28 protein-coding genes are annotated in these 26,999 nt (G+C 41.4%); 19 read left to right on the plus strand and 9 right to left on the minus strand.

What is annotated here, in order from left to right:
* Positions 1–121: 121 nt before the first annotated feature.
* The 7 genes from dapE to WDM69_RS03160 all read right to left on the minus strand — a co-directional run bounded on the left by dapE (position 122) and on the right by WDM69_RS03160 (position 6,975).
* The gene (gene dapE, locus WDM69_RS03130) at positions 122–1,336 is read right to left on the minus strand and encodes a succinyl-diaminopimelate desuccinylase (RefSeq protein WP_078306188.1); all 1,215 of its coding nucleotides are present in this window, start codon (positions 1,334–1,336) and stop codon (positions 122–124) included.
* Positions 1,337–1,539: 203 nt separating this feature from the next.
* Positions 1,540–1,992: a protein-export chaperone SecB gene (gene secB, locus WDM69_RS03135; RefSeq protein WP_078306189.1), complete on the minus strand. Its 453-nt coding sequence runs from the start codon at positions 1,990–1,992 to the stop codon at positions 1,540–1,542.
* 150 nt (positions 1,993–2,142) lie between these two features.
* Entirely contained in the window at positions 2,143–2,406 is a 264-nt protein-coding gene (gene grxC / locus WDM69_RS03140) for a glutaredoxin 3 (RefSeq protein WP_078306190.1), read from the minus strand.
* 145 nt (positions 2,407–2,551) lie between these two features.
* On the minus strand, positions 2,552–2,965 hold the full coding sequence (locus tag WDM69_RS03145; RefSeq protein ID WP_078306304.1) for a rhodanese-like domain-containing protein: 414 nt from the start codon (positions 2,963–2,965) through the stop codon (positions 2,552–2,554).
* 203 nt (positions 2,966–3,168) lie between these two features.
* Positions 3,169–4,179 (minus strand): porphobilinogen synthase, encoded by a 1,011-nt coding sequence (gene hemB, locus WDM69_RS03150; protein WP_338755659.1) that lies wholly within the window; start codon positions 4,177–4,179, stop codon positions 3,169–3,171.
* Positions 4,176–5,879 (minus strand): efflux transporter outer membrane subunit, encoded by a 1,704-nt coding sequence (locus WDM69_RS03155; RefSeq protein WP_078306192.1) that lies wholly within the window; start codon positions 5,877–5,879, stop codon positions 4,176–4,178. Before WDM69_RS03155 ends, hemB begins: the two co-directional genes overlap by 4 nt.
* Positions 5,880–5,955: 76 nt before the next feature.
* On the minus strand, positions 5,956–6,975 hold the full coding sequence (locus tag WDM69_RS03160) for a polyprenyl synthetase family protein (RefSeq protein WP_078306193.1): 1,020 nt from the start codon (positions 6,973–6,975) through the stop codon (positions 5,956–5,958).
* 348 nt (positions 6,976–7,323) lie between these two features.
* Here WDM69_RS03160 and rplU point away from each other — a divergent pair, with 348 nt between their 5' ends.
* The 12 genes from rplU (at position 7,324) to WDM69_RS03220 (ending at position 15,971) form a co-directional block, all read left to right on the plus strand.
* Positions 7,324–7,638 carry a 50S ribosomal protein L21 gene (gene rplU / locus WDM69_RS03165; protein ID WP_078306194.1) on the plus strand — a complete coding sequence of 105 codons (315 nt, stop codon included), beginning with the start codon at positions 7,324–7,326 and terminating at the stop codon, positions 7,636–7,638.
* 63 nt (positions 7,639–7,701) lie between these two features.
* On the plus strand, positions 7,702–7,956 hold the full coding sequence (rpmA, locus tag WDM69_RS03170; RefSeq protein ID WP_078306195.1) for a 50S ribosomal protein L27: 255 nt from the start codon (positions 7,702–7,704) through the stop codon (positions 7,954–7,956).
* 389 nt (positions 7,957–8,345) lie between these two features.
* Entirely contained in the window at positions 8,346–9,050 is a 705-nt protein-coding gene (lolA, locus tag WDM69_RS03175; protein ID WP_078306196.1) for an outer membrane lipoprotein chaperone LolA, read from the plus strand.
* Between the two features lie 235 nt (positions 9,051–9,285).
* On the plus strand, positions 9,286–9,897 hold the full coding sequence (gene ndhC, locus WDM69_RS03180; RefSeq protein WP_078306305.1) for an NADH-quinone oxidoreductase subunit A: 612 nt from the start codon (positions 9,286–9,288) through the stop codon (positions 9,895–9,897).
* A gap of 65 nt (positions 9,898–9,962) precedes the next feature.
* Positions 9,963–10,121 carry a hypothetical protein gene (locus WDM69_RS03185; RefSeq protein WP_169832895.1) on the plus strand — a complete coding sequence of 53 codons (159 nt, stop codon included), beginning with the start codon at positions 9,963–9,965 and terminating at the stop codon, positions 10,119–10,121.
* 131 nt (positions 10,122–10,252) lie between these two features.
* A complete protein-coding gene (locus WDM69_RS03190) occupies positions 10,253–10,936 on the plus strand; it encodes an NADH-quinone oxidoreductase subunit B (protein WP_078306197.1) in 684 nt (227 codons plus the stop codon).
* Between the two features lie 87 nt (positions 10,937–11,023).
* A complete protein-coding gene (locus tag WDM69_RS03195) occupies positions 11,024–11,791 on the plus strand; it encodes a YqcI/YcgG family protein (protein WP_078306198.1) in 768 nt (255 codons plus the stop codon).
* A gap of 17 nt (positions 11,792–11,808) precedes the next feature.
* A complete protein-coding gene (locus WDM69_RS03200) occupies positions 11,809–12,969 on the plus strand; it encodes a hypothetical protein (protein ID WP_078306199.1) in 1,161 nt (386 codons plus the stop codon).
* A 73-nt stretch (positions 12,970–13,042) separates the two neighbouring features.
* On the plus strand, positions 13,043–14,281 hold the full coding sequence (locus WDM69_RS03205) for an ATP-grasp domain-containing protein (protein ID WP_338755661.1): 1,239 nt from the start codon (positions 13,043–13,045) through the stop codon (positions 14,279–14,281).
* Positions 14,282–14,382: 101 nt separating this feature from the next.
* Positions 14,383–14,778: a GFA family protein gene (locus WDM69_RS03210; RefSeq protein ID WP_338755662.1), complete on the plus strand. Its 396-nt coding sequence runs from the start codon at positions 14,383–14,385 to the stop codon at positions 14,776–14,778.
* A 114-nt stretch (positions 14,779–14,892) separates the two neighbouring features.
* Positions 14,893–15,678, plus strand: coding sequence for a PhzF family phenazine biosynthesis protein (locus WDM69_RS03215; RefSeq protein ID WP_338755663.1), 786 nt, complete (start codon positions 14,893–14,895; stop codon positions 15,676–15,678).
* A 29-nt stretch (positions 15,679–15,707) separates the two neighbouring features.
* Positions 15,708–15,971 carry a hypothetical protein gene (locus WDM69_RS03220; protein ID WP_411350491.1) on the plus strand — a complete coding sequence of 88 codons (264 nt, stop codon included), beginning with the start codon at positions 15,708–15,710 and terminating at the stop codon, positions 15,969–15,971.
* Here the strand turns inward: WDM69_RS03220 and WDM69_RS03225 are convergent.
* Positions 15,963–16,727, minus strand: a complete 765-nt coding sequence (locus tag WDM69_RS03225; RefSeq protein WP_338755664.1) for a TSUP family transporter — start codon at positions 16,725–16,727, stop codon at positions 15,963–15,965. The genes WDM69_RS03220 and WDM69_RS03225 overlap by 9 nt on opposite strands.
* Positions 16,727–17,296, minus strand: a complete 570-nt coding sequence (locus tag WDM69_RS03230; RefSeq protein WP_338755863.1) for a diiron oxygenase — start codon at positions 17,294–17,296, stop codon at positions 16,727–16,729. The genes WDM69_RS03225 and WDM69_RS03230 overlap by 1 nt, the downstream gene beginning before the upstream one ends.
* A gap of 367 nt (positions 17,297–17,663) precedes the next feature.
* Between WDM69_RS03230 and nuoC the strand changes: the two genes are divergently transcribed.
* From nuoC to nuoI, 7 genes are all read left to right on the plus strand, one after another.
* Entirely contained in the window at positions 17,664–19,412 is a 1,749-nt protein-coding gene (nuoC, locus tag WDM69_RS03235; protein ID WP_338755665.1) for an NADH-quinone oxidoreductase subunit C/D, read from the plus strand.
* A 79-nt stretch (positions 19,413–19,491) separates the two neighbouring features.
* The gene (locus WDM69_RS03240) at positions 19,492–20,259 is read left to right on the plus strand and encodes a sulfite exporter TauE/SafE family protein (protein WP_338755666.1); all 768 of its coding nucleotides are present in this window, start codon (positions 19,492–19,494) and stop codon (positions 20,257–20,259) included.
* Between the two features lie 101 nt (positions 20,260–20,360).
* Positions 20,361–20,870, plus strand: coding sequence for an NADH-quinone oxidoreductase subunit NuoE (gene nuoE / locus WDM69_RS03245; protein ID WP_338755667.1), 510 nt, complete (start codon positions 20,361–20,363; stop codon positions 20,868–20,870).
* A complete protein-coding gene (gene nuoF, locus WDM69_RS03250) occupies positions 20,867–22,285 on the plus strand; it encodes an NADH-quinone oxidoreductase subunit NuoF (protein WP_066886446.1) in 1,419 nt (472 codons plus the stop codon). The genes nuoE and nuoF overlap by 4 nt, the downstream gene beginning before the upstream one ends.
* Position 22,286: 1 nt before the next feature.
* On the plus strand, positions 22,287–25,376 hold the full coding sequence (nuoG, locus tag WDM69_RS03255) for an NADH-quinone oxidoreductase subunit NuoG (RefSeq protein ID WP_338755668.1): 3,090 nt from the start codon (positions 22,287–22,289) through the stop codon (positions 25,374–25,376).
* Positions 25,377–25,496: 120 nt separating this feature from the next.
* The gene (gene nuoH, locus WDM69_RS03260; RefSeq protein ID WP_338755864.1) at positions 25,497–26,450 is read left to right on the plus strand and encodes an NADH-quinone oxidoreductase subunit NuoH; all 954 of its coding nucleotides are present in this window, start codon (positions 25,497–25,499) and stop codon (positions 26,448–26,450) included.
* Positions 26,451–26,999 (plus strand): NADH-quinone oxidoreductase subunit NuoI, encoded by a 549-nt coding sequence (gene nuoI / locus WDM69_RS03265; protein ID WP_338755669.1) that lies wholly within the window; start codon positions 26,451–26,453, stop codon positions 26,997–26,999.

Genomic DNA, 26,999 nt, shown 5'->3' on the forward strand with positions numbered 1-26,999 from the left:
TTGCCTGTTTGGTTGATTGTTTGGTTATCTGATTGATTGGCATGCTTTTTATTGTATTGCACTGATGGTCATCTGACAATCATTCATCTATATGACTGACCATCTATATGATTAACAGCACCTATCTCACCAACAGCTGACATAATATTTGATAATACACCGCTGCCAATTTACCCAAATCATTCACCTCAACCTTTTCATTGACCTGATGAATGGTGGCGTTACGCACTCCCAACTCAACCACTTGTGCTCCTGTGGGGGCAATAAAGCGTCCGTCAGACGTACCGCCAGCAGTGGACAGCTGTGTGTCTAATCCCAGCTCTGCTTTAATGGCGGCTTGGGTGGCAACAACCAGCTCACCTTTTGCGGTCAAAAACGGATTGCCAGACAATTGCCAATCTATGGCATATTGGGCGGTGCTGTTGGCAAAGTGTTTATCAAATATGGCGTGGGTTTGTTGTTTGAGTGCATCGACATTGGTTTTAGTAGAAAAACGAAAATTAAACACCGCTGTGAGCGTTTTAGGAATGACATTGTTAGCCCCTGTGCCAGCGTTAATGTTAGACAGCTGCATGCTGGTTGCTGGAAAATGGTCGTTGCCATTATCCCACTGAGTATGAATAAATTCATCTAAAGCAGCACTAAATTCGTGAATGGGATTGACTGCCAGATGTGGGTACGCCACATGTCCTTGTTTGCCTGTTACCGTTAGGACACCACCCAGCGAACCACGCCGTCCATTTTTAATCACATCACCCAAAACATCTGTGCTAGAAGGCTCACCAACCAAACAATAATCAATTTTTTCTTGTCGTGCTTCTAGCGTATCGATGACCTTGACTGTGCCATTTATCGAAGGTCCTTCTTCATCTGATGTTATCAGCATGGCAATAGAACCTTGATGATTTGGATAATCGTTGATGAATTTATCAGTTGCCACCACAAAAGCAGCAATGGCAGTTTTCATATCAGCTGCCCCACGTCCCCAAAGATGGCCATCTGCCAAAGTCGGCGTGAAGGGGTCAAATCGCCAGTTATCAACATCACCCGTAGGGACAACATCGGTATGCCCTGCAAAACAAAAAACAGGAGACGTCTGCCCACGGCGAAGCCATAAGTTTTTGACTTGGGCATGTTGCCCTGTTTGATTGGCATCACCAAAATGTAGATACTCAGCAACAAAACCGTGTGGTGCTAATTGTTGGCTGATAATCTCTTGGCAACCAACATCGTTTGGCGTAACAGATGGACGTGCCATTAAAGTTTGACTAAGTTTTAAGGTTGGCTCTTGTAATGCTTGTGCCAATTCGCTGGGTGTTTGTGTTTGAATGTGCATGTCATTGCCTGTTTATTAAAAAGCTGTCTATCAAAAAGCCTATTTGTTAAAAAAATTGAAGCTGATTCAGTGTGGTTTTTAAAAGGTGGTTTTTAAAAGAGATGGCGGACAAAAAATTAGCTTAGACAAAAGTCTAAGCTAATGCAATGATGGGCATGTTTCACTGTTGATGACATGCTGATTATGATGTGCTTATGACAAGCTTAAGCGTTGCCTTCGCTGGCTATCTGCTCTTGCTGTTGGCTTTGCATATAAGCTTGGTCAAAATTGACAGGAGCCAATAACAGTTGTGGGAAACTGCCACGAGTTACGATGTCGCTGATGACTTCACGAGCATAAGGGAACAGCACGTTAGGGCAGTAAGCACCCAATAGATGACCCATTTGCTCTTCAGGGATATTTTGAAGTAAGAAAATACCTGCTTGATGCACTTCAGCAATGAAAGCAGTTTCGTTGCCATTTTTGGCACTGACTGTTACGGTTAAGACAACTTGTTGATGTGACTCATCAAGTTGTTCTGCACTGGTTGATAAATTGATGTCAAGCTCTGGATTCCACTCTCTGGTAAAAACTTCTGCTCCAGGGACTTCTAAAGACATGTCTTTAACATAAATACGCTCTAGTGCCAATTGTGGTTGTGCTTGTTCTTCTGCCATGGTGTTCTCCTTAGTATGGAAATGGGCTTGAAAATGGGTTTAAATGTGAAAATGAGCTTATAAAAAGTGGGCTGATAAACGCTGATAAATAATGAAGCCAACAAAGATGACATCATAACAAATGCAATGACATCATACAAAAAATACAGTCTAACCTGCCAAAATGTCGTCCAGTTTGCCTTGTTGATTCAGTTTGTTTAATTCATTAAAACCACCGATAAAAGCATCACCAATAAAAATTTGTGGTACGGCGCGGTAGTTGTTGGTTTTTTTCATCAGTTCTTGACGCTCTGCACTGCTGATGTCGTACATGCTAATTTCTTCATAGTCCACACCTTTTAATTTTAATAGTTGTTTGGCGTTTGAGCAATAAGGACAAATGGGGGTGGTATAAACTTTTACTTGAGCAGTCATAAAAACTCCATTTTAAAAAAATGATGGATAACTTACCTTATGTTCTTAAGTTTATGGGGCAGTTGTCATAAAAAAACAAGGGGTACAAGGAATAGTAAGGCAGTTAATTTGTGGCGTTTAACGTTTTTTACCTATCGTTTTTTACTTAACGCTTTTTACCACCAACCAACGGCATGCCAGCTGCTTGCCAACCACCAATACCACCTTCTAGGCGATATGCACTCGGTTTATCAAGCATTTGCACCGCTGTTCCTGCTTGGATTCCCATGTCACACACCACCACGATGGGGGCTTCGATGGCACGTAATTCATCTAAGCGGTCTTTTAATTCGGTAAAAGGAATGTTGCGACTGCCTTGAATGTGACCTGTGTCAAATTTCTTTTTGGCACGGATATCGATGATTTGGGCATTTTGGTCATTTACCAAACTGCCCAATGCGTTGGCAGAGATTTTTTTGCCACTGCGTTTGCTGTCTATGCTAAACAGCATGATAGCCAATACCCCAAGCAACCCAAATAAAAAAGGATGGTTGCCCATAAATTCTAACCAACGTGACAAATTTACCTCCAAAAGGCATCATTAAAACCATGTTAAATAACAACAAAGTTAAATGTCAATGCGAAATGTTAAACATCAATGTAAAATAACAACGACCCAATGTTTGTCATTATACAGACAATACTCAGTCATTGCCAAGATTTAGCGTTGTTAAGAGGACCATTGGTAAGATTTCTTAATCAAGGTTTCTTAATCAAGATTACCTAATGGCTTTCATTTAGCATACGAGCCGCTTGCAACGCATAATAAGTCAAGATGCCATCTGCACCAGCACGGCGAAAACCGATGAGTGATTCTAAAATCACCGCTTCACTGAGCCAACCGTTGGCAATGGCAGCTTGGTGCATGGCGTATTCCCCTGAAACCTGATAGGCAAATGTTGGCACACCAAAGGTATTTTTGACCTCTCGGATTAAGTCCAGATAGGGTTGTCCTGGTTTGACCATGATCATATCTGCCCCTTCAGCAATGTCTAATGCCACTTCATGTAAGGCTTCTGAGCGGTTGCCAAAGTCCATTTGGTATTGTTTTTTGTGTCCGCCTTTTAGGTTGCCAGCACTGCCAACCGCATCACGAAAAGGACCATAATAGGCTGATGCGTATTTGGCGGAGTATGCCATGATGGCGGTATTGGCAAAACCTTCTTGTTCAAAGGCTTGACGAATTGCCAAAATCCGTCCGTCCATCATGTCACTCGGTGAGATGATGTCTGCACCAGCACGGGCATGGCTTAAGGCTTGTTTAACCAAAATTTCTACCGTCGTGTCATTTAGCACATAGCCTTGGGCATCAATCACGCCATCTTGTCCGTGAGTGGTGTAGGGGTCGAGCGCCACATCGGTCATCACCACCATGTCAGGCACGGCATCTTTTAGCGATTTGATGGCTCGGCACGCCAGACCATCATCATCATAAGCAGCATGTCCGTCCAAAGACTTATCTGCCACATCGATGACAGGGAACAAGTCCAATGTTGTTACCCCTTCATTGAGTAAGTCTTTGGCATGTTTTATCAATAAATCAATGCTTAACCGCTCTACCCCTGGCATGCTGGCAACAGGTTGGCGGACATGGTTACCTTCAATGACAAACACTGGAGCAATGAAGTGTTTGGGTAACAGCTCAACTTCTCGTATCATGGCGCGCACATGGTCATGCACACGCAAGCGACGTAGGCGGGTCAGTGGGTATTGACGATTAAAAACCAAATTCATGGGGTTACCTCGTTAACAATTTGCATTTGTTCTTGTTCTACTTGTTTTCGTTCTGCTGGTTCTTTGACAATTAAGCGGGCGACATCATCATGGCTTGCTACCCGAGCGGTACTGGCCGCTTCAGCCAGGGTGGCATCACGCCCCTGTGGGTCAATAAAAGTGAACAGATTGGCATCAGCAGGAGACGTTAAATTGACAGGCACATCAATACTTGCTCCACCTCCCAACGCTTGATATAGCTGTATTTGGCTGATGACTTTGGCTTGCTCAAGCTGTAGCAAGCTTTGTTGGTTGGCAAACTGTGACCGCTGAGCGTCTAATACCGTCAGATAATTATCCAGCCCTGCTTTATATCGGGCATTGGCAATGTCATATGTTTCGTTAAAATTATCTTGTAACCGATACTGTGATTTGAGCTGTTTGTCCAGAACGGCTCTGTCTGCCAGCACATCGTTGACTTCCTTAAAGGCAGTCTGAATGGTTTTTTCATAGCTGGCAAGGGCTTGCTGTTGCTGAATTTTACTGACTTGGTAATTGGCGTTTAATGCCCCTGCATCAAAGATGGGCAGGCTAATTGAAGGTGAAAAACCCCAACTGACGCTTGATGAATCGAACAAATCATCAAGCTTGGGACTGGCAACACCGACATTGGTTGATAAGGTGATGCGTGGAAAAAAAGCAGCACGGGCAGCGGCGATGTTTGCACCAGCGGCCTTTAAGGTGAACTCTGCTTGTAAAATGTCTGGGCGGTAGTGTAACAGCTCACTGGGTAGGCCTGTGTTAAATATCTGTGGGCTGACCACATCTTGCACACCAGCTGGTGGCAACAGCTCATTAGCAATGGGCATGCCAATCAAAAGTTGTAAGGCGTTACGGATTTTTAGGATTTGGTTTTGGGCTTGATAGATGGCAAGTTTGGCACTTTCTAATGCCGCATCAGCCTGTAGTGATGGCGATTTGGCGTCCACCCCAGCGTTAAAACGGGCTTGGGTGATGCGTAAAGACTCTGCTCGAGTGCTGGCGGTGGCTTCTGCCAGTTGCAATTGAGCCAGTGCATAGCTCAAATTGACATACGTCTGTGCCACGTTACTGATTAGGATAATTTGGGCATTGTCTTGCCCTGCACTGCTGGCAAAGTATCTTTGTAGCGCCTGTTCTTGAAGATTGTGAATGCGTCCCCAAAAATCAAGCTCATAGTTTGATGCTGATAATCCCACACTAAAACGGTCAGACGGATTTTTATCAACAGCATGATTGGCCCCACGATTATGGTTGGCGTTAAAATTTAATGTGGGAATGTCTTCAAGCTCAGATATCTGATATTGAGCCTTGGCAAGCTTGACGTTTAGCATGGCTTGCTGTAAATCTTTGTTATTTTGTAATGCTAAGGCGATGAGTGCCTTAAGGCGTTCATCAGCATAAAATTGTTGCCATCTGGACGTGGCAATACTCGGTTGGGTATGGGTACTTAAGGTGCTGTTATCATACACACCATAAGGAGCATCAATGGGAATCAATGGCTGAGCAAGTACCATGGACGTGGCAGGCTCGGTAGGGGGAATGGTGGTACAAGCTGATACCCCCATAACACCCAAAGCAAGGGCAAGCTTAAGCTGGCTAAATGGCGGTTGACATGATGGTGGTTTATAAAGCTGTTGAAATGGGTGGTCATATTGACATGAACGCAAATGTATTGACATGATAAAAACTTCTTTTTTTATTAATCATTGATTCAAAAGGTGTGTTTGGCTGATGACAGAAAAATAAGCGTTTGGCTTAATTTAACCGAGCCATCGCCATGTGCGTCAAGTCCATTAAGCCTTGACGGTAGCGATTGTCAGGTAAAGATTGCAACGCATCTAGGGCATGTTGACTCTCGTATAAAGCCTTGTCCTTACAATACGCCAACGCTCCAGACTCTTGCACCAAACGGATAAGGGCTTGGCTGTTATCGGTTCTGCCTGTCTGTATGGCAATGCGAAGCAAATCATAATCTGCATGACCAGCTTGTTTGAGAAACTCTAATGCTTTAATGGTTGGTAAAGTGGGTTTGCCTTCACTTAAATCATCACCCAAATTTTTACCCATAACCTCAGCATCACCACCATAGTCCAACACATCATCAATGATTTGAAAGGCATTACCAAAGTGCTGTCCAAAATCAGACAAAGCTTGCAAATACTGCTCTTGACCATGCAACAATGCTGCCCCTTGTGTTGCCATCATAAACAGCCGTGATGTCTTGCCATCGATGATGTTCATATAATCAGACTCAGTGGCATTTGGGTTGTGTTGATGCTGAAGTTGCAATACCTCACCTTCAGCAATGTCACAAGTGCCATCAGAAAACAACTTAAGTAAGGGTAAAGAACCAAAACCAACCAATAAATTAAACGAACGAGCAATCAGATAATCACCAACCAATACTGCTGTGGGATTGTCCCATGTGGCATTGGCAGTGGGCTTGCCTCGTCTTAGTCTTGACTCATCAACCACATCATCATGCACCAGTGTGGCGGTGTGCAACATTTCGGTAATGGCAGCCAAGTGCATGGCAGGCTTATGGGGCTTATCACACATCATACGAGAGCAAAGCAAGGTAATCAAAGGACGCATACGCTTGCCACCAGCATTGATGACATGTCCTGACACTGCCATGACCAGTTTAACTTTGGAATTTAAGCCACTAAATACTTGCTTGTCCATAAAAGCAAAATCATCAGCAACGATGGACTGAATATCGGCATAGTTTTTGATGGCGTTGATGTTCATTGGATTGGCGGGGGTTGATGACATGGCAATCTCAAACTTATCTCAAACTTAAAAACAGTCAAAAAAGACATCAATAAGGACACAAATAAAGGTAGCATTCTACCGTAACTGGCAGGCAATGACCAGTTATTAAAGGTCTGATGCAGATAACTTTATACAGACAGCAAAAGCAGACAGTAAAAGATGATAAAGGTCGCTTGTGAAATAAGCCGCCATAAAATAAAGGCACAGATTAAAAATAATGTCGTATTTGCTTGATTTTAAGACAAAAAATCAGTAAAATTTTTCATTCAAATTTTTCCTTGTCGTGTCCGTTATAGAAGCGTTGTCATCGGGGCAACCACGGCACTCAGGTTAAACTGGAGTCAAAACATGTACGCAGTGATTAAAAGTGGTGGTAAACAGCATCGTGTCAGCGTTGATGAAACGTTAAAAGTTGAACTGTTAAAAGGGGCCGAAGTCGGTAGTACTTTAACCATCGATGAGGTGTTGATGGTGGTTAATGGCGAAGACATTAAAATCGGTCAACCATTGGTATCAGGTGCAACAGTTGAAGCTGAAGTGATTGAGCATGGTCGTGGTGAAAAAATCCGCATCGTCAAGCATAAGCGTCGCAAGCACTACCACAAAGAGCAAGGTCATCGCCAATGGTACACCAAGTTGAAAATCAAAGCGATTAATGGCTAATAACAGACAATAAGTTCAATTTTTTACGATTAACCATCAATTAACCATATTGGAGAAAATCTCATGGCACATAAAAAAGCGGCAGGTTCGACTCGTAACGGACGTGACTCTAACCCTAAATATTTGGGTGTTAAAAAATTTGGTGGTGAGCAAGTGGTTGCTGGCAATATCATCGTGCGTCAGCGTGGTACAGAGTTTCATGCTGGAGAAGGCGTTGGCATGGGTCGAGACCACACACTATTTGCCTTAACAGATGGTGCAGTTAAGTTTGAAAGGCGAGGTGAGTTTAATCGTCGTTATGTTTCTATCGAAGCTTAATACTTAGAAGCTTAATACTTAATAGAAGCTTAATTTATCAAAACTTAATTCATGACAGTTGATTAAGGTCATTTTTTAAGACAATCTGATAAAAGACCCCACATTTGGGGTCTTTTTTTGTGCTTATTTTGTGTTTGGGTTTTTACATTTAGCCAATTTGTCATCTTACGTTACAATCGTGTTGTGTTGGTTGCAAAATTGGTCTAGGCAAGCAATATAAAACAAGTAATATGATATTAATATTCTATAATATATAGAAACTGGCTAACAGCAAAAGTGATGGGTTCACACTCACATCTCTGATACATTCATTCACCGTTATTAATGATACATTCATTTAGATAACATCTCATTTAACATTCACACATTCATACATTCACGGAGTTATTATGTCTTTGAATACTTTATCAATAAAAACCCCATTAATAAAAACATCATCAATATCAATCAAAAAATTGGCATTGTCTGCTATTGCCATCACAAGCATGGTAATCGGTTATCCTGCCATGGCAAATGCTGATGCAGATGACAGCAACACCGCTGCCGCCAAAGCATTAAACAGCCATTTAGCAAATACCAAAACCATGATGGCCCATTTTACTCAAACCACATCAGGCAACAGTAAATCACTGTCAGCAGGCAAATTCTCTGGTAGCATGAGCATCAAACGCCCTAATAAATTCCGTTGGGAAACCAAAAGCCCATCAGAACAACTGGTTGTTGCTAATGGCAGTTATTTATGGATTTATGACAAAGATTTGGCACAAGCCACCAAACAAAACGTAGATAGCCAAATTGGGAATACCCCAGCACTGCTGTTATCAGGCGACCCTGCCAAAATTGCTGATAATTTCACCATCACCCAACCTGTCGATGGTAAAAACTACTTTAAGTTGACCCCAAAATCAGACAATGCCAGCTTTAAGGACATGACCATCAGCTTTAGTGGTGGCAAACCGACCATGATGGTATTAAATGATAATCTTGGCCAAACCACCAAAATCACCTTTAGTGGTGTGTTGTTAAACAGCAAAGTGGGCGATGGTTTGTTTAATTTTACGCCACCCAAAGACGTAGATGTGATTAGCCAATAGTCATCATAACCACTCATCATAACCACAAATACGCTCATCAAAATACGCTCAACAAGTGCATTATCTGGTCAAAAAACATTTGGGTAAAAAAACGTCATTTATGCGTTGGTGGCTAGTAATTTATCCATAAAATCGGTTATATTAGCCAGCCATAAAACTGCCTAAAATAAAGATGTTTGACTGATGAAATGGCAGTGTCAGGTTGGGATTAAGATAGGTGCGCATGATGGCAATGATGTCGGCAGGGGCTTGGTCAGCGTTGGTCTATATGGTGGCAGCCGTTGGTTTGGTTGTGTTTATGCTGGTCGTTCCTAGGTTGTTGGGTGGACGCTCAAGCGGTCGTCAAAAAGAAGAGACATTTGAGGCGGGGGTTGTCGGTGCTGGCAACGCCCGCCTGCGTTTGTCTGCCAAATTTTACCTTGTGGCGATTTTCTTTGTTATCTTTGACTTAGAAGCATTATTTTTATATGCCTATGCGGTGAGTGTGCGTGAAGTGGGTTGGGTGGGGTTTGCCAGTGCTTTTGTCTTTATTGCCATTTTATTTGTGGGGCTTGTCTATGAGATGCACCTTGGTGCGATGAACTGGGCACCTGCCGATAAACGCATTAAGAAAAAACGCATTGATAAGCGTCCTGCCGACTTTGATTTGACCGCCATTACCGCTTTTCATGGCATTGATGAACTGCACACCGACCCCACAGGAAAAGTCCCTGCCCAGTCATCAGGGCGGATTTTTGCAGGGCGTAAAGGCTTACAAGCGGTGCTTGACAAGGATAGCGAACAAATGGCAAACATTGACCACATTAATACCACAGGTCGTGTTACCACCCAAGATTTTAATTCATAATAGCATTACCAATTGATTGACAGTGTTTGTTGGTATGGGTGATTTTTAAGTGATAAGGAAGGCTCATGATAATAAAAGGGCATAAAATTGATTGGACATTTGCCATGCTTGCCATGACTTTTATAATGGCAGCGATTGTTTCTAATAATTTTGCATTCATGGGCGGAGTGATTATTTGCTTGATTTTTGGTATCAAGACAATAAAAAACAATTCTGGTCATTAAGACAGTGGAGCAGATGGCGATGATAAATCAAGAATTAAAATCTGATTTGCAACCCTAAAACAGTCATTTGGATAAATCCAAAACCAAATCTAAAATAACGCCAGTTTATTAACCAGCAAATAAGACCTATTATGAAATATACCCTAACTCGCCCAAACATGGATATTGCCATCAATGGAAGTGGTCAATATCCCCACGCCACACGTCAAGTGGTAGATGATATCACCCAAGCCGAGGTGGATAAAAATGTTTTTTTGGGCAGATTGTCCGATTTGACACACAATCTTGCCAACTGGGGACGCAAAAACTCCTTATGGCCTTTTAACTTTGGCACAAGCTGTTGTTATGTGGAGTACGCCACGACCTTGACAGGCGTGCATGATTTGTCTCGTTTTGGGGCGGAGGTCATTCGTGCGTCTCCTCGCCAAGCTGATGTGATGATAGTGGCGGGGACTTGTTTTGTTAAAATGGCACCCGTGATACTCAGGCTGTATGAACAAATGCTAGAACCCAAGTGGGTCATCTCCATGGGGGCGTGTGCCAATTCTGGCGGCATGTACGACATTTATTCGGTGGTACAGGGGGTGGATAAAATCTTGCCTGTGGATGTGTATGTTCCCGGGTGTCCGCCACGCCCTGAAGCACTCATCCAAGCCATCATGCTATTACAAGAGAGCATTCAAAAAGAACGCCGTCCACTGGGCATTCATCTTGACCAAGGGGTGTATCAGCCGATGATGATGCCAGAGCGAGATAGAAAACAAGCTGACCGCATTGCGGTAAAAAATTTAAGAAGTCCTGATGGGGTGGAGTGATATTCGTATCCTACGATGTTTGTGATTTATTGTGTCATTGGATTTTAGAAATTAACTTTACAGTCATAATAGAATGAGGATTTATTAATGAATGGTATTGTGTATACTCAGTCTGAAATAGCCAAAATGCAAGGTTGGTTAGGCGATATGGGGAGACAAATTTTAGGAAGATTTAATAGTGATAATGCAAAACAAAAAGCATTGTTTCCATGTCTATTTGCTCGCAAGGCATTTGCCCAAGGCATGGTAAAATTTTTACCAATAGTTTATATGCAGGATAAGGCACAATATGATTTAGAGTGTTTTGCACAAGGTTTGAAAAATTACCTAGAATTAGCGATATCAGCTTGGGACGGAAAATTCAATACAGCCTACCCATTGTTGGTTGTGTTTGAACCTGTGCAAGGATATAGTCAAACCAAAGACTATCAAGATATCTTTGTCCAAGCCCTGCAATACTTGATTGATAATGATGAAAAATCTTGGGTAGGAGAAATTCCGTTTAATCCAAATCAAGAGTTTTGGACAATGTGTTTTCATGGAGTGCAAATTTTTATTAATGTTAGCCATCCAAACCATCATTTAAGATTAAGTAGAAACCTGTGTGATACTTTGATTTTGGTTATTAACCCAAGAGAGCGTTTTGATGTGTTTGCAGGAGATAATGAAGCTGGGTATGCCATTAGGGAACAAATAAGAAAAAATATAGATAATTATGATTTAATTCCTAGAAGTCCTTTACTTGGTCATTATCAACTTGGAGAGTTGGAATGGGTTCAATATATGTTGCCTGTTACAAATGATGAAAAATCCATGCAATGCCCACTTTCTTTTGAAAGATACTATAAGAAATAAAATGGAAAATAAATACTATGGATTTAAGAAAATTCTACGGTGCTTTGATTGTTTTTTATTTTAGTGATATGGCATTGCTGATTATGGTAATTTGGTTGTCTTATCAGACAACCAAAAACCCTTTAATTCTTGGATTGATATTATGTATTAGCACAATCATTCCTTTTTTACTAAAAAGAATTTCTAAAATTAATTTGCTGTCTCTGTCTATCCATAATTTAATGCTTTCACGCATTTTATTTTATTCCATTATTTTTATTTTGTCAGCACTTAATCCATCAATATATGGTTTTATTGGTCTTGCATTAATATCTGGATTATTGGGAGTTAGCATACTAAGTAATTATGAGACTTACAATAATCATCTTGTTGTTAATAACATTGTTTCTGCAAATAAGGCATCAAGATATATGCAAACCGTTATACAGATTGGTGCATTTGGTGGGGCAATGATAGGAGGAATGCTATTAAATTATTTATCTTTTTTTTATTCAATGGCAAGTATTGTTTTAGTAGATATTGTTTTTGCCATTATTTTTATGATGTGGGCAAAAGATGGGTACTTTGCTCAAATAAAAATCGAAGAGAATAACAACAAACAAACTGTTAGTCAACTTTATTTTTTAGATAAAAAACAAATTTATTTGTTATGCTTTATATTAGGGTTTGTTGGTATTCATATTGTTAGTTTTAATTTAACGACACCAATTATATTTCAAGAAGTTAAACAATGGACTGCCCAAGATTTTGGTTTATCCAGTGCTTTTGCTGGTGTGGGAGCTTTTTGTGCAGTTTTTCCAAAAAGTAATGCCAAATATTGTTTGGTAATGGCAATATGTTTAATTTTTGCTGATTTAATATTTGTTACATCAAATATTAAGATGTTATCACTGGCTGTATGTTTTTTTATCGGATTTTTTATTAATAGCATCAGGATACTGGTCAGAGAAAAGTTATCTTTATTGGCACAAAATACAGAACAAGCTGCTTTTATTGGTCAAATTAGTGCAGTATTTTATACCATATTTCAGGCAGGTGCTAGTTTAATATTTGGTTATATATTAGCCAGCACATATCATGTCAATGTTGCTCAAATATTCTTACCATTAGTGGCATTGATTATTTTTGTGTTATATGTAAATAAATTTTTTATCAGTAGAACTTCCACCAACACATAATTTATGGCTAAATTTAAAAATTTTTATTAAAAGTCCAGTTGATAAAAATCATGATTTATTAGGAGTATGGTTTATGGATAAAGGTAAAATTTTAATTGTAGACCCTTTTTCTACTGGTGCATTATATGCAGAAAAATTTCATAAGCTAGGCTATCAATGCTATGCGGTACTTGCTAATGATGATATGAATATGGACTATTTTAGTTTTGATGGTACTTATTTTATCAATAAGATGATTTACTCGGTGCAAGAATGTAAGGAAAAATTTTGTAGAGATGAAATCTTGGCGGTGGTTATTGGTGCAGAAACAGGCGTACTCATTGGTGAGCAACTGGCAGAATATTTTGGAGTGGCAGGAAATTCTGTGCGTAGTGGCTTAAAACGAAGAGATAAATTTATAATGCAAAATGCTTTAAAAGAAAGTGGTTTAAAGCATATAAAAAGCCAGCTTATCAATGCTGGCAGTGAATATTTTTTTGATAGTAAAAATGGTTATATTCTTAAACCTGTTAATTCAGCAGGCAGTGATGGCGTGATGTTTTTTGGAAATAAAAAAACACTATCTAATTATATAAAAAATATTAACTGGGAAAAGATTAATGCACTGGGAATAAAGAATGATAATTATATTTTACAATCATTTGAAACTGGTGATGAATTTGTTGTGGATATGATTGTGCAAGATGATAATATTTTTATTTGTAGTTTGTGTGTTTATAAAAAAGGTCATCATAATGGCAGTAAGTTTGTTTATGAAAATATGCAGATGTTAGATATTGAAAATAAAGAATACCAAGCCATCATTCAATATGCAACACAGTGTATAAAAGCATTGGAGGTTAAATTTGGAGCAGTACATATGGAGTTGTTGGCAAAATCAAGTGCTAATGGCTATATTAATCCAGTGATGATTGAAATGGGGGCAAGACTACACGGAGGAGTTGCACCTATTATTTTTGAAAAATGTTACCAACCAAACTTGCTTGAATTAAGTGTCTATAATTACTTAAATCAAGATTTGACACAGTTTTACGAAAGTGCAAAAGACAATATTTTTTATTCAAAAATTTTAAATAAATCCAAAGTGGTCTTTCTGATTAATCATAAAAATAAAAGTAAATTAGATAATAATTTATTTTTATCAAAAATTAAAAATTTACCTAGTTTTTATGAGGTAAAAATTATTAATAATGATATTTTACCTATAACAGTAGACTTGTTAACTTGTCCTGTTTTGGTGTGTCTGATTGGAGAAACATCTGATATTGATGAGTCTAAATTAAGAATAATGTTTAATGAGAGTATTTGTTGATTTATATTATTGATAATTTCATCTCATCATATTTTAATGCAAGATGATGCGTTTTAAATCATAATTTTAAACATTAACTGTTAATCCAAAAAGGGAAATCCATGAAAGCTCAATGTTTATGTAAAGCCGTTACCATTGAAACAGCGGACAATCAAGAAATTCACGCTTGCCATTGCAATAACTGCCGTAAATGGGGCGGTTCGGCAGGTTTTACGGTAATGGTGCAGAGCATAAAAACCAATGATACCGACCACATCAGCACTTATCAGAGTGCTGAATGGGGTGAGCGAGCATTTTGCAAAACTTGTGGCAGTCATCTGTATTTTCATCAGTTTGGCACGGATAATTATTATGTTTCGGCAGGATTGTTTGATGAGGTGGATTTTAAATTGAAATCACAAATCTTTATTGATAAAAAAGCGGGCTATTATGAGCTTGCTAATGACACGCCAAAATTAACAGAAGCTGAATTTATTGCCATAGTAACAGGCGAGTAATAGAGTTATTTAAAATCGTAAAAACTCATATTGTCTATGCGTTGGTAGATAATAAAATGAAGCAGTTTAGGCAAGTGTGATAAACGACATTTGTATTTAATTTAAGGCATAAAAATGACACAATCCATTCGTCAATTTACCATTGACGCATTTACCAATGAGGTATTTAAAGGTAATCCTGCCAGCGTTTGTCTTTTGGATAAATGGCTTGATGATGACGCATTGTTAAATATTGCCAAAGAAAATAATTTATCCGAAACCGCTTTTGTTGTGTCAAAAAATGATGAATTTGAGTTACGTTGGTTTACCCCAAAAGTAGAAGTTATCTTGTGCGGACACGCCACATTGGCAACGGCTTTCGCCTTGTATACTGCCTTAGAAAATTGCCCAGAAGTTTTAAAATTTCACATGATGAGCGGATTATTAATCGTACAAAAAATTGGCGATAAACTATTTATGGATTTACCTATTTTTGAATTAAAAAAAGTGGATAATGTCGCTAAAATTGGTGAGATTTTGGGCGTAATGCCAAAAGAAGTCTATTTAGGGCGTGATTTATTGTGTGTGTTTGATGATGAAAATATAGTCAAAAACTATGAAGTCAATGATGAAAAAATCGCTCAATTAGACGGCGTGTTATGTCATTTTACCACAAAGGGGGCAGAGTTTGACTGCGTATCTCGCTCATTTGGAGCAAAAATTGGCATTAGTGAAGACCCTGTTTGTGGTTCGGCTCATTGCCATATTTTCCCTTATTGGTCAGATAAGATTGGTAAAGATGAGTTGATTGGTTTTCAGGCAAGTGAACGCACGGGCATTTTGTATGGCAGGATGACAGGCGATAGATTATTGCTTGGCGGTCAAGCGGTATTATTTGCCAAATCCGAAATTTATGTTTAAGCAATTAAACCACATTTAAATAAATAAAAATGGGCAACCGCCCAAACCCAAACAGCAAGCAGTTGCAAGCCAAAAATAAGTTGGAAATCATGAGCATTCACCACATTCACGATTTTGATGTTTTAAATCAGCTAAACGCTAAGTTTGAAAATCTTGTTATCCAAGAAACGGCAGACGGCATTCCGACCGTTTGGGTAGATAAAAGGGCGGTGCTTGATGTTTTGCTGTTTTTACGCACATTGCCCAAGCCCTTTGTCATGCTTGCGGACTTATTTGCCTTGAAATCAAGATGATGACCATAGTAATTTAATTGCCATTAGCACGCAGGCAATAACTACCAAAGGACGCATAAGTTTTGCACCATTTTTTACAACTAAATGACTACCTAGATATACTCCAATTGTTTCGCCAATTGCCATTAAAATACCTGCCATCCACGCCATCTTGCCTAAATAAATAAAGACAAGTAAGGAAATTAGGTTGCTGGCTAGGTTAAGTACTCTTGAATATGCCATTGCTTTGGTAGCGGCAAAACCTAGTAAAGAAGTTACTGCAAGTAGGTAAAAAGTACCTGCACCTGCTCCAAAAAATCCGTCATAAAAAGCAATAACAGGGATAATTGTCCAAGAAAATAGAAATACACCCATCTTTGCTTTCTTTGTGGTATCTGACAAATTCTTGGATAAATAAAAATATAAAGCCATTGCAATTAACAAAAAAGGGAGAATTTTTTCAAGGAGTGTACTAGGTAACAAAGATAAAGTGGCAGTCCCGATTGCACCGCCAATTATAGCAGGAGGCAATAAAGCAATGAGTAATTTTTTATCTAATACACCTTTGTTTAAATAATATTGGGTGGAGGCAATTGCTCCTACTGTTCCTTGTAACTTATTGGCGGCAATCGCCTGTGCGGGGCTAAATCCTGCGGTTAATAATACAGGAATAGAAATAAGACCGCCACCCCCACAAATCGCATCAATAAAGCCTGCAATACAAGAACCTATTAATAAAAAGACAACAATATCTATGCTAAGACCAAGTAATTCCATCACATTGCCCCCAATCTTAGTAACAGTTTATTGACTGAGTTATCATAAATACCAATATTTTTTAATGTATCCGTGTCTCTTAATATTTCTTGATAATTAGGAAAATTAAGTATTCCAAAGATTTTTTCCCATTCTTTCATTTCAGTATGTGCAAATAAAGGTACGGTAGATTTTAGAGTATTAATGAATAGCGTTCTAGTTTCTTTGCTTTCATTTTTTAGCACTTCCAAGGCGACATGGCTAAACACACCAGAATGACTACGCTCATCAAGGGCATGTCTCTTGGTAACTTCATAGCAGATATTTTGAATGGTGTTATCCTTGGATAGAATGTCTAGATAGTCAGTAATTAGTGTTTCACTAGCACACGCCACTGCAAATTGCACCAACCTTCTATTTTTTTCGTCAAGTTGTTTATTTAGTGTCTCGTTTAGCCATTGTGAAAGGTAAAAATTATTCTCGCCTAAGTGAGGTAAATTTCGTTTTTGGTAAATATAGTTGCACGCACCAATAGACATCTTGGTGTGCAATGCTTCATCAAGCAATGCTTCGGCGATGACTTTTTGCACATCTGCCAAATTTTCTGTATTGGGGGGGGTATTTTAAGATATTCTCGCATGCTGGCGTAACAACATCACATTCTATATAGACTGTTTTCATGTTATACGGGTATATCCTTAACCTAAGAAATTCCTCAATTTTATATCAAATAAAGTATTTAAAGTATTTATTGTCAATCAAGATGTAGCCATCAATTATAAAATAAATTTATATCTCACAATGGTTTATCATTCAATTTTTCTCGTAATCTATCATAAATATGCCGTAAAAAAAAGCGATTTTGCGTTATAATTTGCCATTTAGTTAAAGTGTTTGGAGACTGCAAGCCCCACGCAAGCGACCAATTTAACAAACATATTATAAAAAGTTGGCATTATGAGCATTCACCACATTCACGATTTTGACATTTTAAACGAGCTAAACGCTAAGTTTGAAAATCTTGTTATCCAAGAAACGGCAGACGGCATTCCGACCGTTTGGGTAGATAAAAGGGCGGTGCTTGATGTGCTGATGTTTTTACGCACATTGCCCAAGCCCTTTGTCATGCTTGTGGATTTGTCCGCCATTGATGAGCGTTTGCGTCAGTACCGCCATGGTTTGCCTGACAGTGATTTTACGGTGTTTTATCATCTGATGAGCTTGGAGCGAAATTCAGACATTCGCATTAAGGTTGCTTTAAAAGAAGGTGAGCATGTTCCATCTGCGACCAAGATTTATCCCAATGCCAACTGGTATGAGCGTGAGGTGTGGGACATGTTTGGGGTGGTGTTTGATGGGCATCCGCACCTGACACGCATTTTATTGCCCAAATATTGGGAGGGACACCCATTACGCAAAGAATATCACGCACGAGCCACCGAATTTACGCCCTATTTTTTAAACACCGCCAAACAAGAGTTTGAGCAAGAGAACTTACGCTTTGTGCCAGAAGAGTGGGGCATGAAACGCTCTGGGCGTGATGAGGATTTTATGTTTTTAAACATCGGGCCAAACCACCCATCTGCTCATGGGGCGTTTCGTTTGGTGTTGCAGCTTGATGGTGAGGAGATTGTGGATTGTATCCCTGACATTGGCTATCATCACCGTGGGGCGGAGAAGATGGCGGAGCGTCAGACTTGGCATTCGTTCATTCCTTATACCGACCGCATTGATTATTTGGGTGGGGTGATGAATGAGCTGCCTTACATCATGGCGGTGGAGAAACTGGCAGGCATTAGCACCCCTGAGCGTGCCAATGTCATTCGCATTATGATGAGTGAGTTTTTTAGGATTACCAATAACCTGCTTTATTGGGGTACATTTATCCAAGACGCTGGTGGCATGACCCCTGTGTTTTATATGTTTGCTGACCGTCAAAAGGCGTATGATGTCATAGAAGCGGTAACAGGCTATCGCATGCACCCTGCGTGGTTTCGGATAGGCGGTACGGCTCACGATTTGCCAAATGGCTGGCAGCGGTTGGTGCGTGAATTTTTGGACTGGATGCCAAAACGCCTTGATGAATATGTCAAGGCAACCATGACCAATAGTGTGCTAAAAGGACGCACGCAAAATGTCGCCCAATATGATGCCAAACATGCCCTAGCATGGGGCGTAACAGGGGCAGGACTAAGGGCGACGGGCATTGAGTTTGATTTGCGTAAAGCGAGACCGTATTTGGGTTATGAAAACTTTGAGTTTGATATTCCAGTGTTTTATAACGGCGATGCTTATGACCGCTGTTTGGTCAAAATTGAAGAGATTCGCCAAAGTCTACGCATCATTGAACAATGCCTAAATAACATGCCATCTGGGGCATATAAGGCTGACCACCCATTGGCTGTGCCACCACCAAAAGAGCGTACCTTACAAGACATTGAAACGCTGATTAACCATTTTGTATCAGTATCATGGGGACCTGTCATGCCAGCAGGAGAGTCGGCGTGCATGGTAGAGGGGGTTAAGGGGCTTAACAGCTATTATGTCATATCCGATAAATCCACCATGAGCTATCGCACACGCATTCGCACGCCAACCTTTGCCCATTTGCAACAGATGCCCAGCGTGATTAACGGCTCTTTGGTGTCTGATGCGATTATTTATTTGGCAAGCATTGATATTGTGATGGCGGATTGTGATAGGTAACTGCCTTTTCGTCAAAGATTGATGGTGATTTAAAAATTGCTCTAAGAGTTATTAAAATGGGCATTTATAAAGGACGGTCATGCAAGAAATAATACAATCTATTGTTTTTATTGCTGCCGCCATACTGCACGGAATTACAGGCATGGGGTTTCCGATGCTCGGTACAACCGCATTGGCTTTTATCATGCCATTGTCTAAGGTTGTTGCCTTGGTGGCATTACCAAGCCTGTTAATGAGCTTGTTGGTTCTATGTAGCAATAACAAAAAGGGTTTTTACCAAGAGATTGTTTATTATTTAAAAACCTATAAATTGCTTGCTATTGGTAGCGTCGTTGGCAGCATTTTGGGGGTAAAGCTGCTTTTGATACTTCCAGTGTCTTGGCTGTTTTTACTGATGGCAATCATTACATTGTACTACTCTGTCAATGGTATTTTAAATGTATGTGCAAAAGCAAAAAACATTCAAGTGGTTGCCAATAATAAAAATATGGTTCTGTTTGGGTTTTTGGCAGGCGTTATTGGCGGTTCAACCAATGCCATGTCCCCCATATTGTTAATATTTTTGCTGAGTGAAACAGAGGATAAAAATCGTATCGCAAAAGCAAGCAATCTATGCTATCTTTTGGCGAAAATTGTTCAAATATATATGCTAAAAGACCAGTATTGGTTATTAAATAAGAGTGAATACGGTTTAATATTTTTACTGTCCGTATTGTCTATTATTGGATTGTATGTTGGCATTTGGTTAAGAGCTAAGATTAGCCCAAATTTTTTTAAAATGTTAATTTTTATTGTTTTATTGGTATTGGCTCTAAAAATTGGGCATTCAGGTTTAATTAAGCTTTAATTCATTATTAAATGCCTTAACTTATTATTAAATATCGTTATTAAATATCATTATTAAATCATTGGCACAATGTTTTAGAATTTTAAATGCAAAAGGTTACCATGAAAATTGTTACCGACAAAACCCCCAAAGTGGACATTCACGCCATTTTAACGCCCCAAGAAATTGACGGCATTCATCATCACATTCATCACTACCCACAAGCCCGGGCGGCGGTGCTTGATGCCCTAAAACTGGTGCAAAAGCGTAACGGCTGGGTCAATGATGCCCAAGTGGCCGCCATTGCCAACATGCTTGGCATCAGTGTGGCAGATGTTGAGGGGGTGGCGACATTTTTTAATCGCATTTATCGCTTGCCTGTTGGGCGACATGTGATTTTGGTTTGTGATAGCATTGCTTGTTATTTGACAGGTTATGAGACGCTTGTGGCTGAGTTTAAGGCACAGCTGGGCATTGAGTTTGGGCAAACCACAGCTGATGGCAGGTTTACCCTGTTGCCAATTTGTTGTTTGGGAAATTGTGATAAAGGGGCAAGTGTGCTGATAGATGAAGACACTTATGGCCCTGTGCTGCCGTCCGAGGTCGGTCTATTATTGGAGCAATATGTATGAATAAGCCAAATGTCAGCGAACAGATTGACGCTCGTAAAAACGGACTTGCCCCAAGCCAGCTTAACCGCCAAAAAACCCCAATCTGGGGCGTGGGACTGGCGGACGGGCAAGCACCAACATCACAAACGCACCCTTTGACATGGCGACTGTATCATCATGATGCACTGCTGACACTGGCAGATTATGAAAAGCTGGACGGTTTTGTTGGCTTAAAAAACGCCCTGTCCAAATCGCCCAAAGAAGTCGGTGAGATGATAAAAACCGCCAATGTGCGTGGGCGTGGTGGGGCAGGGTTTAACGCAGGGCTAAAATGGACATTCATGACCCCGCCTGATGGGGGGGTGCGTTATTTGATTTGTAATGCCGATGAGATGGAACCTGGCACATTCAAGGACCGCCTATTGATGGAGCGTCTGCCTTTTCAGCTCATTGAGGGCATGCTCATCAGTGCCTATGCCATTGGGGCGAGCGTGGGCTATGTCTTTATCCGTGGCGAGTATGTCCTAGCTGCCAAGCGCTTACAAAACGCCATTAACGAGTGTGTCGCCAATCGCTTGCTGGGTGATGGGATTTTGGGGACGGAGTTTAACTTTACTTTGCATGTTCACACAGGGGCGGGGCGGTATATTTGTGGTGAAGAGACGGCACTCATTAATTGCTTGGAGGGCAGGCGTGCCAACCCACGCACCAAACCGCCATTTCCCCAAGTCTCAGGGGCGTGGGGTCGCCCAACGGTGGTGAATAATGTTGAGACATTAAACAACATGCCTGCCATTTTGCTAAATGGGGTGGATTGGTATTTGGATTTGCCAAAAGCCAAGGGCAAATCCACCACCCCTGGCACCAAAATCATGGGCGTGTCAGGGCGTGTCAAAGATGCAGGGCTTTGGGAGTTGCCTTTTGGTCATACCGCAAGGGAGTTAATAGAGCTGGCAGGTGGCATGCAAGAGGGGCTTAGCTTAAAGGCATGGCTACCAGGTGGGGCGAGTACCGACTTTTTGACCGCAAGTGATGAGCATTTGGATTTGGTGATGGACTTTGACCCCATCATGAAAGCGGGCAGTCGTTTGGGTACTTGCTTGATGATGGTGGTGGACGAAAGCCAAGACATGGTGAGTTTGTCAAAAAATCTACAACAGTTTTTTCAGCGTGAAAGTTGTGGTTGGTGTACCCCTTGCCGTGATGGCTTACCGTGGGGCGTTAAAATCCTTGATGCCATGGATAACGGACAGGCCCAAGCGGACGACATTGACAAACTCTCCGAGCTGACACGAGATTTGTGGATTGGCAAAACCTTTTGTGCGCATGCCCCAGGAGCGATGGAGCCACTCATGAGTGCGTTAAAATATTTCCGTCATGAATTTGAACAAAAAGTGAACAACTCAAAACCACAACAAAATAAGGTGGGGGTGTAACATGGCAGTCATTCATATAGATGGCAAAACTTATGATGTGGACGGCTCGGATAATCTGCTCTCAGCCTGCCTGTCGCTTGGCATTGATGTACCTTATTTTTGTTATCACCCTGCCTTAGGTTCGGTCGGTTCTTGTCGTCAGTGTGCCGTCAAACAGTATAATAACACCGAGGATTATCAAGCAGGCAAAGGGCGGTTGGTGATGAGCTGTATGGTTGCCCCCAGTGATGACATGTACATCTCTGTTGATGATGATGAAGCCAAGGCATTTCGCAAAAGCATTGTGGAATATTTGATGACCAATCACCCCCATGACTGCCCCACTTGTGAAGAGGGTGGTCATTGTCATTTGCAAGACATGACTTATATGTCAGGTCATCATCGTCGCCGTTACCGCTTTACCAAACGCACTCACCACAATCAAGAGCTTGGGCCTTTTATCGCTCATGAAATGAACCGCTGTATCGCCTGCTATCGCTGTGTGCGTTTTTATCAAGATTATGCAGGTGGTGATGATTTGGGCGTGTATGCGTCTAATAACCGTGTTTATTTTGGTCGCCCAGAAGATGGGCAGTTTGACAGTGAGTTTAGTGGTAATTTAACCGAAGTTTGCCCCACAGGGGTGTTTACGGATAAAACTCATTCTGAGCGTTACAATCGTAAATGGGACATGCAATATGCCCCAAGCATTTGCCATGGCTGTTCGGCAGGCTGTAACATTTCAGCAGGCGAGCGTTATGGCGAGCTTCGGCGTATTGAAAACCGCTATAATCACGATGTCAATGGCTACTTTTTATGCGATCGTGGGCGTTTTGGTTATGGCTATGTTAACCGAGCGGACAGGCCTACCCAAGCCATTGAACGCATCAATGATAAACAGGTTAAAATCAACATTGATTATGCCCTTGATGAGACTGTCAAACGCCTAAAAGGCAAAAAAATCATCGGCATTGGTTCTGCCAGAGCCAGTTTAGAGACCAACTTTTCCCTAAAAAAATTGGTCGGCTCTGACAACTTCTCCACAGGGCTAAATGCCACTCAGCAACACTTAGTGCAAGGTGTCATTGATATTTTACAAGACACAAACACCCATAATGTCAGTATGCGTGAGATTGAGACACATGATGCTGTCTGGGTCATTGGTGAAGACATCACCCAAACCAGCCCACGCATTGCTTTAGCAGTCAGACAAGCTGCCAAAAATAAAGGTAAAAAACTGGCAAATGATGTGCAGGCACAACAGTGGTTGGCAGAACCTGTTAAGCGGGTGGCTCAAAACCAACTGAGTCCTGTGTATATTACTGACGTACATGATACTAAGCTGAGCGACATCAGCAAATTATCGTTGTCTGCCACCCCTGATGACCTGCTGGCATTGGTACAAGCGGTCATTGAGCAGATAAATACTGTCACAATGGATAAGCAAGTTTTACAAAATGAGCATGATGAGGGTAAGTTGTGGCAACAACTGCAAGAGAACAACCAACACAGTCAGCAAAATAATACCAATGTCAATGACAATGCCAGTCATGATAAGATGCAAAAAACTTTGGCCATACTGATTGCTCATGACCTGCTGATGGCACAAAAGCCATTGATTGTTTCTGGGGTTAGTCTTGGTGATGACCGTCTGCTCACCGCCAGTCAACATTTGGTGCGTGTCTTGACTGATAAACGCATGATGCTAAACACTGTAAAACAGCCCAGCAACCAATCAGCTCAACCAACCAGCCTTGTTCAACCAACAAAAGATAAAGAACTCACTGCCAAACCCAATCACCAATTAGATGAACAAGCAGACAACAAACATCAAAATCAGACGTTACGTCAAGACATACCCATTGATGAACACATGTTGCGTATGCAATATCAAGCATCAATTTATTTGGTTGTGCCAGAAGTTAACAGTGTGGGTGTGGTGTTGTTAGGTGGTCAAGACATCGACACGCTATTGGCAACTGATTTTGAGGCGGTAGTGGTGGTAGAAAATCAGCTCACTGATGCCATCAGTGATGTTGCACTCAAGCGGCTACTGACGGATAACACGGTCATCTGTTTGGACCATCAGCGATTAGACTGGCATCAGCATGTGGACATTGTGTTGCCAGCAGCCAGTTTTGCCGAAGCAGATGGTACGGTGGTGTCAGCAGAAGGGAGGGCTCAGCGGTTTTTTCAGGCATATGACCCCAATTACTACCACCCCCTATATGGTATCAAAGAGGGTTGGCGTTGGCTACATGCGGTGGCAACCAGCCTTAATGATGAACCGTTTGGTTGGACACAGCTTGATGATGTGATTGATGAGTTAATCGCCACTCATTCCCATTTGCAAGGCATCAAAGACGCCGCCCCCAATGCAGATTTTCGCATCAGTGGGCTAAAAGTGGCACGAGAGCCAAGACGCTATTCAGGTCGTACCGCCATGCGAGCTTCCTTATCGGTACACGAGCCAATGCAACCTAAAGACTTAGACACAGCGTTGACATTTTCAATGGAGGGCTATGTGGGTGATAAGACCCCAAGTGGCATGATACCCTTTGCATGGTCAGCAGGCTGGAACTCCCCACAAGCATGGAATAAATACCAAAACAAAGTCGGTGGTAAGCTTAAAGCAGGAGATGTTGGGGTGTGCTTATTTGCCAATAAATGGCATGATAATACGGCTGATGCCCATAAAACTGATAAACATGGTCAAGCGTTTGGTCAAGATGACAATTTTGCCAATCAATCATCAGTTAATGCCCAACAACACACCAACCAAAATGGTTTATTGTTAGTACCGATTTATGATTTATACGCCAGCTCACCGATGGCAAAACGCAGTGCTGTGGTGCAATCACAATTAATTGCTCCCAGTTATCGCATCAACACACAGCTTGCCAAATGGCTTGGAATTAAAGCAGATGACATGTTGACCATCATCAACGACTCCCAAGAGTTTGCTTATCCGATACATATTGATGACAGCATGGCAGATGGGTGTATTGGCTTTATTGCCAATCTGATGCCCATCATCAATCATCGTCAAGCGTTCACAGTCAAAGTACAGACCGTTCACGCTCCCCAACTCATTGACAATGGCGAGGTCTGAATCATGGAGGCAGTACACACCATGGAAGCAACGCAAACCGTGCAGACGTTGCGTGTTATCCCAGATGTGCCACAGTTGTTAGCAGGGACATTGAGTTATGAGACATGGTCAGCCTTGTTTATGGTCGGGCAAACGTTGGTTATTTTTCTTGGTTTGGTGCTGGTAGCGGCATTGATGATTTTATATGAACGGCGTATGTTGGCGTTGTGGCAAGACCGTTATGGGCCCAATCGAGTGGGCATTTTTGGGTTGGGGCAATTACCAGCTGATATGCTCAAAATCTTTTTTAAAGAAGATTGGACACCGTCATTTGCTGATAAGTTTATGTTTATATTGGCCCCTGCCATTGCCATGTTTACCGCTTTGGCGTCTTTTGCCATCATTCCCTTATCACCCACATTGGGGGCGGCAGATTGGAACATTGGCATTTTATTTTTCTTTGCCATGGCAGGTTTGGCGGTGTATGCGGTGATGTTTGGCGGCTGGGCTTCTGCCAATAAATTTGCTTTGCTTGGCGGTCTGCGTTCAGCGGCTCAGACGATAAGCTATGAGGTCTTTTTGGGCTTATCGCTTATGGGCGTGGTGGCGATGACAGGGTCATTTAACCTGCGTGATATTGTCCTAGCTCAGGCAGATGTTTGGCATGTCATTCCACAATTTTTGGGGTTTTTAACCTTTTGTGTGGCAGGCGTGGCAGTTACCCACCGCCATCCTTTTGACCAACCAGAGGCGGAACAAGAACTGGCAGAGGGCTATCATGTGGAATACTCAGGTATGAAATTTGGCATGTTTTTTATCGGTGAATATGTCAATGTGGTTGTCATCTCAGCACTCATGACCTGTTTATTTTTTGGGGGTTGGCTTGCCCCATTTAATCTGGATTTGCCCTTTGTCCCCCCTGTGTTCTGGTTTTTGATTAAGACTTTGTTTTTTATGACTTTGTTTGTGCTAATTCGTGGCTCACTCATGCGTCCCAGATACGATCAGGTGATGAATTTTGGCTGGAAAGTGTGCTTGCCCATAACACTGCTAAACCTTTTGGCGACTGCTTTTGTGACTTTGATGGTGAATTAAATGTTTGCAACTTTAAAAAATACGGCAGTGGGCATGTTTACCATTGTGCGTTCAATGTGGATGGTCAATAGCCACGCCCTAAGACCCAGAGACACGATTTTATACCCTGAACAGCCTGCGCCTGTGCCGCCCCGTTTTCGTGGTCGCATTGTGCTGACCCGAGACCCTGATGGCGATGAACGCTGTGTGGCGTGTAACTTGTGTGCGGTGGCTTGCCCTGTGGGTTGTATTAGCCTACAAAAGGCAGAGCGAGAAGATGGGCGTTGGTATCCTGAGTTTTTTCGCATCAATTTTAGTCGCTGTGTGTTTTGTGGCATGTGTGAAGAGGCGTGTCCAACCACCGCCATTCAGCTGACCCCTGATTTTGAGCTTGGTGAATATGACCGCCAAAATCTGGTGTATGAAAAAGAGCATTTACTCATCAGTGGTGTGGGTAAATACCCAGAATACAACTATTATAGAGTAACAGGCATGGCAACCGACGATAAGCCCAAAGGGTCGCATCAAAATGAAGCAGAGCCTGTCAATGTACGGAGTTTGTTGCCATGA

It is taken from the genome of Lwoffella lincolnii (assembly GCF_037201985.1).
GTDB classification, from domain to species: Bacteria; Pseudomonadota; Gammaproteobacteria; order Pseudomonadales; family Moraxellaceae; genus Psychrobacter; species Psychrobacter lincolnii.

Bases quoted from the DNA above. Each gene is read 5' to 3' on its own strand.
- lolA (WP_078306196.1), top strand. From the start codon at position 8,346: ATGTCTTTGAATACTTTATCAATAAAAACCCCATTAATAAAAACATCA.
- nuoF (WP_066886446.1), top strand. From the start codon at position 20,867: ATGAATAAGCCAAATGTCAGCGAACAGATTGACGCTCGTAAAAACGGA.
- nuoI (WP_338755669.1), top strand. From the start codon at position 26,451: ATGTTTGCAACTTTAAAAAATACGGCAGTGGGCATGTTTACCATTGTG.
- rpmA (WP_078306195.1), top strand. From the start codon at position 7,702: ATGGCACATAAAAAAGCGGCAGGTTCGACTCGTAACGGACGTGACTCT.
- WDM69_RS03220 (WP_411350491.1), top strand. From the start codon at position 15,708: ATGGGCAACCGCCCAAACCCAAACAGCAAGCAGTTGCAAGCCAAAAAT.
- dapE (WP_078306188.1), bottom strand. From the start codon at position 1,336: ATGCACATTCAAACACAAACACCCAGCGAATTGGCACAAGCATTACAA.
- WDM69_RS03215 (WP_338755663.1), top strand. From the start codon at position 14,893: ATGACACAATCCATTCGTCAATTTACCATTGACGCATTTACCAATGAG.
- nuoH (WP_338755864.1), top strand. From the start codon at position 25,497: ATGGTCGGGCAAACGTTGGTTATTTTTCTTGGTTTGGTGCTGGTAGCG.
- nuoC (WP_338755665.1), top strand. From the start codon at position 17,664: ATGAGCATTCACCACATTCACGATTTTGACATTTTAAACGAGCTAAAC.
- WDM69_RS03160 (WP_078306193.1), bottom strand. From the start codon at position 6,975: ATGTCATCAACCCCCGCCAATCCAATGAACATCAACGCCATCAAAAAC.
- WDM69_RS03195 (WP_078306198.1), top strand. From the start codon at position 11,024: ATGAATGGTATTGTGTATACTCAGTCTGAAATAGCCAAAATGCAAGGT.
- nuoG (WP_338755668.1), top strand. From the start codon at position 22,287: ATGGCAGTCATTCATATAGATGGCAAAACTTATGATGTGGACGGCTCG.
- secB (WP_078306189.1), bottom strand. From the start codon at position 1,992: ATGGCAGAAGAACAAGCACAACCACAATTGGCACTAGAGCGTATTTAT.
- WDM69_RS03225 (WP_338755664.1), bottom strand. From the start codon at position 16,727: ATGGAATTACTTGGTCTTAGCATAGATATTGTTGTCTTTTTATTAATA.
- hemB (WP_338755659.1), bottom strand. From the start codon at position 4,179: ATGAATTTGGTTTTTAATCGTCAATACCCACTGACCCGCCTACGTCGC.
- WDM69_RS03210 (WP_338755662.1), top strand. From the start codon at position 14,383: ATGAAAGCTCAATGTTTATGTAAAGCCGTTACCATTGAAACAGCGGAC.
- nuoE (WP_338755667.1), top strand. From the start codon at position 20,361: ATGAAAATTGTTACCGACAAAACCCCCAAAGTGGACATTCACGCCATT.
- WDM69_RS03240 (WP_338755666.1), top strand. From the start codon at position 19,492: ATGCAAGAAATAATACAATCTATTGTTTTTATTGCTGCCGCCATACTG.
- ndhC (WP_078306305.1), top strand. From the start codon at position 9,286: ATGTCGGCAGGGGCTTGGTCAGCGTTGGTCTATATGGTGGCAGCCGTT.
- WDM69_RS03205 (WP_338755661.1), top strand. From the start codon at position 13,043: ATGGATAAAGGTAAAATTTTAATTGTAGACCCTTTTTCTACTGGTGCA.
- WDM69_RS03185 (WP_169832895.1), top strand. From the start codon at position 9,963: ATGATAATAAAAGGGCATAAAATTGATTGGACATTTGCCATGCTTGCC.
- grxC (WP_078306190.1), bottom strand. From the start codon at position 2,406: ATGACTGCTCAAGTAAAAGTTTATACCACCCCCATTTGTCCTTATTGC.
- WDM69_RS03200 (WP_078306199.1), top strand. From the start codon at position 11,809: ATGGATTTAAGAAAATTCTACGGTGCTTTGATTGTTTTTTATTTTAGT.
- WDM69_RS03190 (WP_078306197.1), top strand. From the start codon at position 10,253: ATGAAATATACCCTAACTCGCCCAAACATGGATATTGCCATCAATGGA.
- rplU (WP_078306194.1), top strand. From the start codon at position 7,324: ATGTACGCAGTGATTAAAAGTGGTGGTAAACAGCATCGTGTCAGCGTT.
- WDM69_RS03155 (WP_078306192.1), bottom strand. From the start codon at position 5,879: ATGTCAATACATTTGCGTTCATGTCAATATGACCACCCATTTCAACAG.